Source organism: Verrucomicrobium sp., from assembly GCA_028283855.1.
Classification (GTDB): domain Bacteria; phylum Verrucomicrobiota; class Verrucomicrobiia; order Methylacidiphilales; family GAS474; genus GAS474.
This window is the reverse complement of record JAPWJX010000001.1, coordinates 214,792-226,631: the sequence shown is the minus strand read 5'-3', so window position 1 is coordinate 226,631 and position 11,840 is coordinate 214,792. Positions and strand designations below refer to the sequence as shown.

15 protein-coding genes are annotated in these 11,840 nt (G+C 64.3%); all 15 read left to right on the top strand.

The genetic code is table 11. From position 1 onward, the window contains the following. Positions 1 to 38 precede the first annotated feature (38 nt). The 15 genes from PW734_01130 (at position 39) to PW734_01060 (ending at position 11,817) form a co-directional block, all read left to right on the top strand. The gene (locus tag PW734_01130; GenBank protein ID MDE1169806.1) at positions 39 to 476 is read left to right on the top strand and encodes a hypothetical protein; all 438 of its coding nucleotides are present in this window, start codon (positions 39 to 41) and stop codon (positions 474 to 476) included. 36 nt (positions 477 to 512) lie between these two features. Continuing rightward, positions 513 to 2,054, top strand: a complete 1,542-nt coding sequence (locus PW734_01125) for a hypothetical protein (GenBank protein MDE1169805.1) — start codon at positions 513 to 515, stop codon at positions 2,052 to 2,054. A 19-nt stretch (positions 2,055 to 2,073) separates the two neighbouring features. Further along, on the top strand, positions 2,074 to 3,393 hold the full coding sequence (locus PW734_01120; protein ID MDE1169804.1) for a hypothetical protein: 1,320 nt from the start codon (positions 2,074 to 2,076) through the stop codon (positions 3,391 to 3,393). A 6-nt stretch (positions 3,394 to 3,399) separates the two neighbouring features. Beyond that, positions 3,400 to 3,984 (top strand): hypothetical protein, encoded by a 585-nt coding sequence (locus PW734_01115; protein ID MDE1169803.1) that lies wholly within the window; start codon positions 3,400 to 3,402, stop codon positions 3,982 to 3,984. 151 nt (positions 3,985 to 4,135) lie between these two features. Further along, a complete protein-coding gene (locus PW734_01110; protein MDE1169802.1) occupies positions 4,136 to 5,185 on the top strand; it encodes an acyltransferase in 1,050 nt (349 codons plus the stop codon). 60 nt (positions 5,186 to 5,245) lie between these two features. Beyond that, positions 5,246 to 5,791, top strand: coding sequence for a hypothetical protein (locus tag PW734_01105; GenBank protein MDE1169801.1), 546 nt, complete (start codon positions 5,246 to 5,248; stop codon positions 5,789 to 5,791). 83 nt (positions 5,792 to 5,874) lie between these two features. Beyond that, on the top strand, positions 5,875 to 6,375 hold the full coding sequence (locus PW734_01100; protein ID MDE1169800.1) for a hypothetical protein: 501 nt from the start codon (positions 5,875 to 5,877) through the stop codon (positions 6,373 to 6,375). A 61-nt stretch (positions 6,376 to 6,436) separates the two neighbouring features. After that, positions 6,437 to 8,842 carry a hypothetical protein gene (locus PW734_01095; GenBank protein ID MDE1169799.1) on the top strand — a complete coding sequence of 802 codons (2,406 nt, stop codon included), beginning with the start codon at positions 6,437 to 6,439 and terminating at the stop codon, positions 8,840 to 8,842. Continuing rightward, complete coding sequence (locus PW734_01090; protein MDE1169798.1) at positions 8,839 to 9,120, top strand: hypothetical protein; 282 nt, start codon at positions 8,839 to 8,841, stop codon at positions 9,118 to 9,120. Before PW734_01095 ends, PW734_01090 begins: the two co-directional genes overlap by 4 nt. A 71-nt stretch (positions 9,121 to 9,191) precedes the next feature. After that, positions 9,192 to 9,425 (top strand): hypothetical protein, encoded by a 234-nt coding sequence (locus PW734_01085; protein ID MDE1169797.1) that lies wholly within the window; start codon positions 9,192 to 9,194, stop codon positions 9,423 to 9,425. Positions 9,426 to 9,544: 119 nt separating this feature from the next. Further along, entirely contained in the window at positions 9,545 to 10,039 is a 495-nt protein-coding gene (locus tag PW734_01080) for a YrhA family protein (protein MDE1169796.1), read from the top strand. Further along, a complete protein-coding gene (locus tag PW734_01075) occupies positions 10,036 to 10,605 on the top strand; it encodes a hypothetical protein (protein MDE1169795.1) in 570 nt (189 codons plus the stop codon). The genes PW734_01080 and PW734_01075 overlap by 4 nt, the downstream gene beginning before the upstream one ends. 18 nt (positions 10,606 to 10,623) lie before the next feature. Further along, positions 10,624 to 10,812 carry a hypothetical protein gene (locus PW734_01070; protein ID MDE1169794.1) on the top strand — a complete coding sequence of 63 codons (189 nt, stop codon included), beginning with the start codon at positions 10,624 to 10,626 and terminating at the stop codon, positions 10,810 to 10,812. Between the two features lie 4 nt (positions 10,813 to 10,816). After that, positions 10,817 to 11,272: a hypothetical protein gene (locus tag PW734_01065; protein MDE1169793.1), complete on the top strand. Its 456-nt coding sequence runs from the start codon at positions 10,817 to 10,819 to the stop codon at positions 11,270 to 11,272. Then, positions 11,272 to 11,817, top strand: a complete 546-nt coding sequence (locus PW734_01060; GenBank protein ID MDE1169792.1) for a superinfection immunity protein — start codon at positions 11,272 to 11,274, stop codon at positions 11,815 to 11,817. Before PW734_01065 ends, PW734_01060 begins: the two co-directional genes overlap by 1 nt. The last annotated feature ends 23 nt before the right edge of the window (positions 11,818 to 11,840 follow it).

Genomic DNA, 11,840 nt, shown 5'->3' with positions numbered 1-11,840 from the left:
TCCGCCCTCTTCATGAGGAAGAAGCGCTCCAGCGCCAAATGGACAAATGGGCCGGCTCCTACCTCCGCTTCGCCCAGGATTTCACCTGCCGCCTGGAAAAGGGCCACGCCAATCCGGAAGAGCACGCCCATAAGATCGCCAAAGTCTTTCAGATGCAGGCCCAGGCCCGTGTCCACGCCCATTACGGCGACTTCGACATCGTCCAGGACCGCCTGCCCCTCGAGGCCTTCGTGCAGGCCCTCCAGGAACGCCGCCCGGCCCCCTTCCTCGTCGCCGGATTCGAAAAGGCCTATCAGGCGGAAGCCGCCCGCCGCGAGGCCAAACGGCAGGAGCGACTGGCTCCCTTGGCCGAGTTCGCCCGCACCCTTGGAAACCGTTCCCACCCTCATCCCATCGGCATGGAAGGCCCCCTGTGCAACACGGGATCCTTCTACGGGAAAAATTTCAAAAAAACGGATCTCGACGCCGTCAAATAGCCGAATACTTATAAACCTTTCCCCTCCTTACCTTACATGAGCCACCGCCACAAAAACCGCAACGACCGCCGCCGCCACCGCAACGACAACACCCAGGAAGGCTGGCAGGAAAAGAAGCGGGAAAAGCGCTCGCTCCAGCCCTCCCGCCCCTCCAAAGAGCGGAAGGAAGCCGCCAATTTCCGGAAGGAAGAAGAGCTGATCAAGAGCAGCGTCAGCGAGTCCCAATACGCCCCGCCCACCAGCCAGCAGAAGGATAAGGAAAAGATGAGCCTGGCCTGGGAGCGCCAGGAAGAAATCTGGAACAGCTCCAACCTCCAGGACCAGCGCCGCTGCGAGGCCATGCGCCTGGCCGTCCGGGAGAACCTGGCCCGCCGCTGGCAGGCCGGCCTGGACGTGGTCAAGGAAACCACCCCCGCCTTCCCCGGCCTCTACCTCTCCACCGTGGAGATGACGCCCATCGACCGCAGCAAGATGCGCTACCGGAAGATGACCGACGCCTACGTGAACATGAAATTCCTCATGGACCGCGCCGTGGACGAGAACCCGCACGCCCGCGCCCTGGCCCTCCTGGCCATGGGGCCCGGCGTCGGCGGCGAGCAGCAGCTGCGCGAAGGCACCGTGCCGAAGGACTGGAACCGCCCCAAGGACGGCACCGAGCTGCGCGTCATCCCCCAGACCTGGAACCGCCACCACGAATTCCAAAAGAGCGCCAAGGCCGAAGACCACCGCTCCCTGAACGACCCGACGAACCTCCTCTACATCCTCACGGAAAAGGACCCGGTCAACAATCCGCACCACGCCCTCCACGGCGCCATCCTCCATCCGCAGACCGATTTCCCCACCGGCCAGGAGCCGACGACCTCCATCCCCGTGGCCATCGTCAAGTCGACCGTCCCCTTCTACCCGCCGCTGCGCCTCGATCCGGCCAACCACCGCCGCGTTTCCTACAAGGACGCGGGCCAGCTCATGGCCGACCTGGAGCGCATGGAACCGGGCATCACCCGGGAAATGGCCGCCTACGAGAAGAAGCACAACGTCCCCAGCTTCCAATCCACCTGGGCGCAGCGCGTCGTCGCCATCTCGGAAATCGCCCGCCGCCCCATCGCCGGACATCCGGAGCACCGCCCCTTCCAGGTCCTGCCTGAGTTCCTGGGCGTGACCCAGGGCTACAGCGACATCTATTCCGAGGACAAGTTCGACAAGGACGGCATCGCCATCCCCGAGCTGCAGGAAGCCCAGCGCCGCCACGTGGCAAAGGAGGCCGAGCAGCTGGCCGCCAAGATCCTGCCCGCCGGCGTCCACCTGAACGGCCACGTCCTGCCGCCCGAGCACAAGGCCGAGTTCGGCCTCCCCGTCCGCGCGGGCGCCTGGCAGCCGCTGCCGGAATTCGAGCAGGACCGCGCCTCCATCGGCTTCCCCTCCGCCCTCTACCAAAAGCCCGCCCCCCTGCCCGTGCAGACGAAGCAGGAACGGCGCGACCTCTCCGCCGCCGAGGAAATGCGGCGCTCCACCGCGCCCCAGCAGGACTCTTCGGAAAATCTCCGCCGCTACCTCGACAAAGAGCGCTCCTTGAATTGAAGCGAGCCCACGCCGCAGCATGAGTTCGAAAAAGGGATCCCCCCAATCCCCGCAGGAGCCGGAACCTAAGAAAAAGGAGAAGCGCTCCCCCCGCAACGCCAGCCGGGACGCCGTCCAGAACGCCCGGCGGGAGCAGTGGGAGATCTGGACCGGCGACAGCCCCCAGTCCGTCCGCCTGCGGGAAAGCATGCGTCTTTCCGTACGGGAGATGCTGGCCCGCCGCTGGGAGGAGGGCCTGGACACCATCCCGGAGACGCGCCCGGAGCTGCCCGGCATCTACCTTTCCCTGGTCCGCCTCCAGCCGGAGCGCACCGCCAAGGCGGGCTATAAGGAAAAGACCGATACCTACAACGGCATGCGGTACTCCATGGACCGCGCCATGGCGGAAAACCCGCACACCCGCGCGCTGGGCCTCTTGGCCATGGGCGCCATCCCTAAGAACTGGGACGCCGCCACCCTGGAAGTCTTCCAGCACGGGGAGCCCGGCGCCTTCTACCCGGAAGTCAGCCGCCACCATGAGGCGCCCCACTTCAGCGTCACCGACGACGGCCGCCCCATCAACGACCCGACGAACCTCCTCTACGTCGTCATCCCGCCCCGCTCCAAGCAGAACCTCCAGGACACCCTGCACGGCGTCATCCTGGATCCGCAGCTCCACTTCCCCTCCGGCCAGGACCCGAAGTGGCCGATCCCCGTGGCCATCCCCCGCTCCACCGTCCCCTTCTACCCGCCCGTCCGCCAGCCCGTCCTCTACGCCAACGCGTCAGACGTGATGAAGGACCTGGAGCGGCTGGAACCGGGCATCGGCGAAAAAATGGCCGCCTACGAAAAGCAATACAACGTGCCCAGCTTCCGCAGCACCTGGGCCAAGCGGGTCGCCACCCTGTGCGAGATCGCCCAGCAGCCGATTCCCGGCCACAGCCACCACCGCCCCTTCCAGGTTCCCAAGCATTGGAACAAGGCATTCGGCGCCGGCGTCGTCGCCTCCAACATTTTGCCCCCCGGCGTCCATGTCGACGGCAAAGTCCTGGAACCGGAGCACGTCCCCCTCTTCCCCCTCCCCCTGCGGGACGGCACGTGGGTGAAGAAGCCGGAATATGAGGCCGCCCGCGCCTCCCTGCGCAAGGCCCAGGAAGCGGCGGAAAAGGCCGCCGCCAAGGCGCCCGCCCCGCAGCCGGAACCGCCGCGCCTGACCCCCTCCCCCGCCCCGGAGAAAAAGCACGAGGTGCAGCCGCCCCCGCCGCTCCAGGATTTTTCCAGCCTCCTTCCCAAGCGCCCCCCGATCCAGACGCCCTGGGGCACCCAGGCGGAAAAATGGCGCTCCCGCCAACGCTCCTAGCCCGCCATGCCGGAGTCCCTTTCCCAGCCGGACGACCTCCTGCAACCCGCCGTCATGGACGCGGCCTATAAGAATGCCGAGGCGATGCTCCGACAATGGGCCCTCACCTATTTGAACGTCGACCGGCAGGTAGCCCAATATCAAAACCCGGGCCGCGAGACCTTCAACCGGAGCGTCGTCCTAAAAGTGCTGGAAAAAGAGTCCCTGCAAAAGATGGTGGCGGACACCCTCACCGTCCACGATCACCTGCCCGTGGTCAGCTCCTGGGGCAACCGCCGCCAGCAGATGGAAGCGGCCGTCCGCCTGGCCGCCCAAACCCTGCACGCGGAAGGGAAAGCCCCCTCTCCCCACGCCGAAATGTGGGAAATCTTCCGTTTCCGCGATTTCCACCAGCAGATCATGGAGATCGACCGCCTTCAGCGGGAAACCCCCGGCGTCACGCCCATCGACTCCCTCTCCAAGTTCCAGCGCCAGGGAATCCTGGACTACCACCACGCCCTGCAGCAGGCCTCCCCCTCCTTCCAGCGCGCCTCCGGTCCCGCACCGGTCATTCCATTTCCGAAATTGCAGCCTGATCACTCCAGATCCTGATTTCGATTGGGAAAGGGACGCCCGCTTTCAGGCTCACCCCTGCAGGGTTTTCCCCTAACCCGCGCCTAGCAGCCGATATAAAGCTCCTCGACACCTTTCTTCCTAGGTTGCGAGCCGGCCGATAGAGGACTATGACTTTTTGGAAAAGAACATGAACGCGGGCCTTTCTTCCGCAAAGCCAAAGTGGATCTCCTTGCAGCTTGTGCGGGGAATTGCGGCGCTGGCAGTCGTCATTTCCCACCTCCCTTACTGGATCAATGCGGCTACTTGTGATGAGGAAATCGAAAAAACTTTCGTGGTCCGCATGGGCGGAGTGGCTGTCTTCGTGTTCTTTTGCTTGAGCGGCATCGTGATATCCCTTGCCCACGAAAAGGAACTCCACCTATCCACCGTCAAAAAGCGCAGCAAGTTTCTTCCTTTTTGGATCAAACGCTTTTTTCGAATCTATCCGGTCTTTTGGCTGCTCGCCGCAATCAACCTGCTTTTCTTTTCCTGGGGATGGGCAACGCCCGATTCATTCGTGTCCTCCCTTCATTCGGCAACGGACCTCATCAAAGGATTTCTCCTTCTCTCCACCCAAACCCCCTTGGCGCCCGCATGGAGCCTTTTCCATGAACTGCTCTTCTACTGCGTCTTCAGCCTCTTTTTCTTCTCCCGTCGGCTGGGCTTCCTTGCGGCGGGAGGATGGCTAGGACTCACGCTGTTGGCGGCAATCGGCGCCTTGCGCGATCGGCCTTCGCTGAGCCTGTGGCACCTTTATTTCCTCGCGGGCGCCATTCTGGTTCTCCTTCGTTTTCGCATTCGCCTTTCCCCCCTTCAGCGCCGCCTTTGTCTCGCCTCGTTTTGGATGCCTTTGACCTTCGTCGCCCTCTATCCAGGAGAGTCTCTTCCTGCCATCGGCTTTGGCCTCACGGGAGTCATTCTCCTCTTCCTGCCGCTGTTGGAGCATCGGGACATGCCAGAATCCACGTATAACTCCCCATGGCAGCGATTCGGATCGGGGCTGGGAGATATCAGCTACTCCCTCTACCTCGGTCATTTTCCTGTCCAAACCCTGCTTTATCACTTCATGGGCCCTCCTGGGGAAATCTGGAAGATGGCTCTTTACGTGGCCGCTCCCATTACTGTCGCCCTTTTCCTATACAAAACTCTAGAACGTCCCGTCACCGATTACGGTCGCCGGCTTTCCGGTTCATTCTAAGTAGATTCCCTGGAAGCGCTTCGGCACGCGGCCTGCTTATTTATTTCCGAGCAGCCAAAAATGAACAAACGTTCGTGCAAAACGCAATCTGAAATCGATCCCCGCATCGTGGAATTTGCAGGACTTTTCCTGAAATACGATCGGGAACTCGACGCGCAGGAGCGGGAACTCACTAACGGATACGCCAGCCTCGTTGGTTTCGATACTTCCGCGAAAATGGAGGTCGTGAAAGCCCACCGCATCGGGGCTCTGGAAAAGGTCTGTACCGTCCTGGCCCAGCGCGGCATCCCGATGGCCCGTTTTGAGCAGGCCCTGTCCAGCGCCGGGGCCAGCAGCCTGGACATCCGCCGCTTCTGGGAAACCGTGGGCATGGAGGAAACCCAGCGCAAACAGCGCAGCTCCGCCGAGCGCCTCTTCATGCAGGCCGCCGATTCCTTTCTGGGCGCCCACCTCAAAGGCGTCTTCACCCCTTCCAAAGTCTCCACGCTGGAGCCTCAAGCCATCGAGACCCTTCCTCCCCAACGGCTGGCCGCTTCCAAGAAACGGGATAAAGTCGAAAAAGCGGTCCGCCACACTGCCCAGGCCGCCCCCGTCATCACCCCTTAAAGGCCTCCTCCGCCGCCCTCTCCCGGGCGGTTTTTTCGGGTCCTTGACTTTTTACATAAAAATATGTAATTTCTTTGGGTAGAATGGCCGATAATCTAGGCAAGATGATCGACCTGGCCCCTCGGGAAGCGGCGATCGAAAAGAGCCTGGCCAACTGGGCCCGTTTCCATTTGACCCTCGATCGCGCCATCGAAGCCGAGGGAGACGCCGAGGCGCAGGAAACCTACTCCGCCCGCCAACTCTTCGAGTTCGGAAAAGTCCTGGCCTGCCAGACTGCCTGCCCCCTCACCCGCTCCCATTTTGAGCATGCCCTGCGCGCCGCCGGGGCCGAACCGGAGGCCGAAGCCCGTTTTTCCGATCGTTATGCCGAGCTGAAGCTCCAGGTCATCAAAGCCCGCACGCTGGAAACCGCCTGCGCCTACAAGCACACCCGCCGCCGCGCGGAAGAGCGCGTGGCCGCCGCGAAAACCCCGGGCGGCTTTTTCCCCCTTCAGGTCATGGAACAGGCCAAGCGGTGGCTCGTCCGCCGCCCCGCTCCCGTCCTTCCGGCCGCCTCGGACCCGGGCTCTTCTCTCCTTTCTTAGGTTTTTACGTTTTCCGCAGGAGAATACTTCTCTGGCGTTAAACTTGCTTCCGAACGGGGCCATGCCTCAGCCGGATTTGACCCCCGCCTCCCCCTCTCCGCTTAAGGATTGGGCACACCGCTACCTTCAGCAGGATCGCCTGGCGGCCGCCGATCGCCGCCGCTATTTGGAGCCGTTCCTGGCCGATATGCGGGCCACGCCCACCCAGTTCGATGCCGTCCTGGAGACGCAGCGCCCCGCCTTCGAGGCGTGGACCGGCACCAGCATCGTAAAGCGGGACGAGCTGGAGGCGGAGTTCTTCCAGGACACCGTGGCCGGACGCAACCTGCGGAATGACCTTAAATGGGTGAGCCGCTATTTCCTGGCCTTTGACGCCGTGACGGAGGATTCCGACCTGCGCCGCCACTACGTCGACCAAGCCGTCCGCCTGCGGGCGCTGCTGCAGCCCGGCGAGCCGACCTTGGAACAGATCCTTCTGGATCAGGGCGCCCAGCCGGACGAAGTGGCACGCTTCCAGCGCAGCCTGACCCAGCACCCGCTGACCGAGTCCGCCCAGTCCCGCCATGAGCGCGCCGGGGCCAACATCCGCCGCCTCAACTTCTACCAGGAGAAGATGCGGATGATGGGCTTTCTCTCCCTCAACGCCGCGCCGGCCCCCTCTCTCGCCGCCGCGCCGGAGCCGGAAATCGCCCCCGTCCAGGCCACCCTCTTCCCGGCTCCCACGCCCGCCATCCAGCCGCCCACTCGCGCGGAAATCGAGGATCTGCTGAAACTCCACCTCGACGACTTCCTGAAGCTCGACCGCCGCCTTCAGACCGCCTCCGTGCAGGAAGAGATGAGCCCCACTATCCGCGACGCGCGCCGGGAGGAGGAAGCGGGCCGCATTCATTCCCTGGCCGCCTCGTACCACATCGGCTCGGAAGAGCTGAAGGCCTTCTACAAAGCCGCCGGGGCCGAACCGGGAGAAATGAGCCGCTTCGAGTTCGCCCTCGCCTCCGCCATCGCGCAGAAGGGCGTGCCCGCCCCGGTGTCCACGCAATTCCCCACGGTCCAGGAAGCGGCCCTGCGCTACCTTCAGTTTGAGCAGGCTCTGGCCTCAAAGCGGGAGCAGCACCTCGGCGACCTGCTCCAGGGCCATTCCCTTTCCCGCAAGACGCTGGTCGACGCCATCGACGCGGAGCGCCCCGCCTTCCCCGCGCACCGGGAGGAATACGCCGCCCGGATCGACCGGGGAGACGCCCCGCTCACCGCAACCTGGGCGGCCCGGCGGCACCTCCTCAAGGAAGTGAGCCAAAACGAAGAGCGCGTGGAGGAAGCCTCCCGCATCCTCGTGGAAATCCTGGACCCCGCCGGCCACACCTCCGAGGATCTGGAAGCGGCCCTCCAGCAGGAAAACGCCACCCCGGCCCAGCAGGACCACCTTCACGAAGCCCTTGTCACCGCCCAGGTCCGCCTGGCGCAAACCCGCCAAGTCCAAGCGATGCCCGATCATGGCCCGATGCCCTACGGCGTCAGCGCCCCCCAAAACGCCCACATCGAAAAGCTCCTGGCGGAGCGGATCGACAAGCTGATGCGCCTCGACACCCGCATCGAGTTCGACCGGGAGGAAACCTTCCAGCGGGAGGTCCGCGAGCAGAAGCTGACCGCCTACGAATACCGCGCCACCCTCCTGCAGGAACGACGCGCCTTCGACGACAAAAAGCGTGATTGGGAAGGCCTGCAAAAGGAATGGGACAAGGAGCGCCAGCACGACCTGGAGACAACCTACGGCGAGGGCTTCGCCAGCTACCCCGAGCTGAAGCGCAAGTGGATCGCCCGCGAGAACCTGAAGCGGGAGTTCCAGTCCTCCACCTCGCATGAGCGGGAAAACCAGCTCCGCGGCCTGGTCAAGTTCCAGGACTTCTTCCGCGTGCCCCAGCCGATCCTGGAAAAGGTTCTCGACGAGAAAGGCGCCGTGCCCGCCGTGCAGATGCGCATCCTCTCCGGAATGAAGGAAGCCCGGGAAACTCCCGCCATCGTCACCGCGGTGCGCCAGCAGCCGGCCACGGCCTTCGCCGCCAAGTCCGCCGACCAGCTCAGCCTCCCCTCTCCCGCGAAGGACCCAGCCGCGGAGCTGGAGGAATACCGCCTGGAACTCTCCAACCAGCGCCTCGCGAACGAGCATTGGAACCTGCGCAAGAAGCTGACGCTGGAGGAACTCCGTTTTCAGCACGGCTTTGCCGACTGGGCCCGCAGCCAATACACCTCCGCCCAGGCCGAACCTCTCACCCCCGCCCAACAGGCGGCCAAGGCGGAAGTCGACGCCGACATGGCGAAGATCCGCGAAGAAGCCCTGGACGCCGCCGCCAGCGACTTTGCCCACCCGGATGTCTTCAGCCGCCGGATGCGCGTGCTGCACGGAGCCCCCTTCCGCCGTCCGGCCCGCCCGCAGGATTCCGGCCACGAAAAGGAAGGCCTCACGCAGTGACCCCTTTTCAGCACGAGGAGCGCCGCTGGAGCCGCTCCATGACCACCTACATCAAAGGCCTCCAGGCCCAGCGAGCCCGTGAAGCCCGGCTGGACATCGCCCAAAACGGCCCGCGCCCAACCGGCCCGCAGGCGGAGGCCCTGGACAAGGCCGCCGCGGACTTTGCCCAGAATATACGCTCCCATTGGGGCAGCCTCTACGGCAGCGCCCCGTTCGAGCGGCCGCCCCGGAAACAGGCCCCCCCGGGACCCGCGCCGGATCAATCCCAAGAAATTTGAGAAAAAGCGGGTAATGCGCCCGGGAATAGCCGAATAATATTCAACCTCAACCCCAGGAGCGCCTTATGTCGATGCAAGAACCGGTCCGGATCAACGCCCGCAACAATTTTGAAGACGGCTACGCGGAGCCCTACCTTCCCCAGCCCGCCACCCGCATTCCGCAGCCGGAACTCCGCGTCACCCCGCAAACCAACGGCTGGGCCGCCTTGGCCGCCCGGGAAGCCGCCGGCGCCTACGAGTTTTCCCGCGTCCCCGCCGTCACCGACAAGCCCCGCCCTCAGGAGGGCCGGGAAGCCGGCTCCTGATCCTGCGCCAGGCCGCAAAAAAAGCCCGAATCCGCCCTGCCGGTTTCGGGCTTTTTTTTGCATCGTAAAAAATTTTCCAAACCCGGCGTTTGTGCTATAAGAACATTATCGCCAAAGAGATGAGCGAAGGCCCTTCCTACACCCCTTTCCTCGACCTGCTGAACGAGACGCTGCACGAGCAAGGCGGCGCGCTCTACCGCGCAGGCGTTGCGGAGATCGAGGCTTTCCTGCCCCGCGTCCGGCGGCAGCTCGGCGCCGACCTGCCCCCCGATTACGCCCACTTCCTGCGGGAGGCCAACGGCTTCCTTTATTCCGGCTCCTGCTTCTACGCCCTGGATGAGGAGAACGAGGCCGATCAGGAAATCCCCGGCCTCATCGCCAAAAATCTTTCCCTCGGCGTCCTCTTCAAGGCCCGTACGCCCTACCTCATCCTGGGCGAGTCCGATCTCTGGCTCTACGCCCATCACGCGCCCAGCGGCACCTACCACGCGCTGTGGAAGGACCGCCACGAGTCGATCGAGCAGTTTTCCGATTTTTCCGAGATGATGGAGAACGCCCTCAAGGAGGCCCTGGGGATCCCCCTGGACGAAGCCGCCGGAGCCGAGCTGCCATGATGAATCGGACCGGCACGGAAACCCTTTTCCTTTGCGACGCGCGCCACGGCGACGAAGCTCCCGTGGAAAGCCTGCGCGCCCAAGGTCACGCCTTCCTGCCCTCCTCCACCGTGCAGCAGGACCTCCTCCGCCTGGTGGAGGGCGAGGCCGACCTGATCGTCCTGCGCGGCGCGGGCTCCTGGTCTCCCTCCGCCCGGGGATGCCTGGAAGTGCTGGCCGGGCTTAAGGGGGGCTGCGGTTTCGCGGCCGCCGAGGAAGGCCCGGAGGGCTGGTTCCTGCAACCTATCGCCTCCGCCGACGTCGTCACCCTCCTCCGCCAAACCCCCGCCTTGGCCGACCTGAATGATCCCTACGAAGTGCCCCTGCCCTCTTCTTCCCTGCCCGGCAGCTCCTCTCGAGCCATTCCCCTGGGCGGCCTGAGCTACCGCCGCTCCTCCCTCCGGCCAAAGAAGAAGGCGGAAGGGACGGTTTCCGGCGGCGGTCCCAGCCTCGACGACGAGGTGGACAACAAGGACAGCGAAACGGTCTGCGAGCCGATCCTCGTATTCGAGGGGCGCGCCGTCTAGCGCTCCTCCCTCCCCGCCATGAGCCTTTCCTTCACCGTCACCGACGTCTCCGATCCCGTGGAAAAAACGGAGCTGGCCATGGTCGTGGAGCTTTACCGCAGCCTCTCCCCGGAGCAGCAGAAGGAAATCCTCCAGCACCTGCTGGAGGCCTCCATGGAAAACCCGGCCAGCGAGCCGCGGGGCATCTTCTCCCACCTGGAACGCTGAAGCCATGGACGCCAATAGCCCCTACGTCGTCCAGCCGGAGGAGGTCTATATCTGGTCCGACCTGAAGAATTACTTCCGCCAGCGCCTGGGGGCGGAGTTCATGGAAATCCCGGCGCTGCGGCTGGCCCGCTTCGTCTACGCGGAGTTGAACGCCGCGCCCGCCGGCCCCTTCTACCGGATGAAGCAGGAAGACCCCGTCGCCGCGCGGGAACTTTTCGTCGTCTTCGAGCAGGACCGCGCCGCCTCCGTCATCTTGACCTTCAACATCGAGAAGCCCGACGTCGGCTCCGCCGTCTGCGCCTTCTTGCGCCAGAACGGCAGCACGCAGACCCACGTCGACCTGGCCCGCTCCCTGCAAAACCTGGCCCAGGCCTGCCAGGAGCTGCACCACCGCTGGCAGGCCCGCCCCGTCCGTTACGACGTGCCGAACCTGGCCACCCTTTCCAACCCTCCGCACTAATGCTTCCCTTCCTGGCGCAGGCGGCTCCGGCTCACTCCGTCGCCGCCATTCCCATTCCGCACTCGCCCGTCGTCACCCATCCGCCGCCGACGGCTGCGGGCGGCGGCATGCTGGTGGGGATTCTCCTGCTTTGCGCCGTCTATTTCTTCCCCACCATCCGCGCCTGGATGGGCAATCACCCGAAGAAATGGCCCGTGCTCATTCTCAATTTTTTGGGGGGATGGACAATCATCGGCTACTTCGTGGCCCTCAAGTGGAGCGCCCCGATCACGAAGGCAGGCACGGTCCTCCTGTCACCGGAAGCGGCCGCCGCGGCGGCTCCCAATCCCGTCTTCGCGGAAGCGCGCACCGCCCCCTCTCCAGCTCCCGCGCCGCAGCCCATTTACATCACGGTGCCTTCGGCTCCGGCTCCGCCCCCTTCGGAATCCCTTTCCACTCCCAGCCAAGACGATGTGGAAAAATTGGCGAAGCTGGGAGCCCTTTACGAAAAGGGCCTTCTAAGCGCCGAGGAATTCCAGAAGGCCAAGGAGCGGATTCTTTCTTAATGGATCTTAAGGAAAGGCCTCTT

What these genes read in the sequence shown, in the direction of transcription:
- PW734_01130 (MDE1169806.1), top strand. Translation starts at nt 39, where the DNA reads ATGGACAAATGGGCCGGCTCCTACCTCCGCTTCGCCCAGGATTTCACC.
- PW734_01115 (MDE1169803.1), top strand. Translation starts at nt 3,400, where the DNA reads ATGCCGGAGTCCCTTTCCCAGCCGGACGACCTCCTGCAACCCGCCGTC.
- PW734_01070 (MDE1169794.1), top strand. Translation starts at nt 10,624, where the DNA reads ATGAGCCTTTCCTTCACCGTCACCGACGTCTCCGATCCCGTGGAAAAA.
- PW734_01075 (MDE1169795.1), top strand. Translation starts at nt 10,036, where the DNA reads ATGATGAATCGGACCGGCACGGAAACCCTTTTCCTTTGCGACGCGCGC.
- PW734_01080 (MDE1169796.1), top strand. Translation starts at nt 9,545, where the DNA reads ATGAGCGAAGGCCCTTCCTACACCCCTTTCCTCGACCTGCTGAACGAG.
- PW734_01095 (MDE1169799.1), top strand. Translation starts at nt 6,437, where the DNA reads ATGCCTCAGCCGGATTTGACCCCCGCCTCCCCCTCTCCGCTTAAGGAT.
- PW734_01125 (MDE1169805.1), top strand. Translation starts at nt 513, where the DNA reads ATGAGCCACCGCCACAAAAACCGCAACGACCGCCGCCGCCACCGCAAC.
- PW734_01085 (MDE1169797.1), top strand. Translation starts at nt 9,192, where the DNA reads ATGCAAGAACCGGTCCGGATCAACGCCCGCAACAATTTTGAAGACGGC.
- PW734_01065 (MDE1169793.1), top strand. Translation starts at nt 10,817, where the DNA reads ATGGACGCCAATAGCCCCTACGTCGTCCAGCCGGAGGAGGTCTATATC.
- PW734_01060 (MDE1169792.1), top strand. Translation starts at nt 11,272, where the DNA reads ATGCTTCCCTTCCTGGCGCAGGCGGCTCCGGCTCACTCCGTCGCCGCC.
- PW734_01105 (MDE1169801.1), top strand. Translation starts at nt 5,246, where the DNA reads ATGAACAAACGTTCGTGCAAAACGCAATCTGAAATCGATCCCCGCATC.
- PW734_01120 (MDE1169804.1), top strand. Translation starts at nt 2,074, where the DNA reads ATGAGTTCGAAAAAGGGATCCCCCCAATCCCCGCAGGAGCCGGAACCT.
- PW734_01110 (MDE1169802.1), top strand. Translation starts at nt 4,136, where the DNA reads ATGAACGCGGGCCTTTCTTCCGCAAAGCCAAAGTGGATCTCCTTGCAG.
- PW734_01100 (MDE1169800.1), top strand. Translation starts at nt 5,875, where the DNA reads ATGGCCGATAATCTAGGCAAGATGATCGACCTGGCCCCTCGGGAAGCG.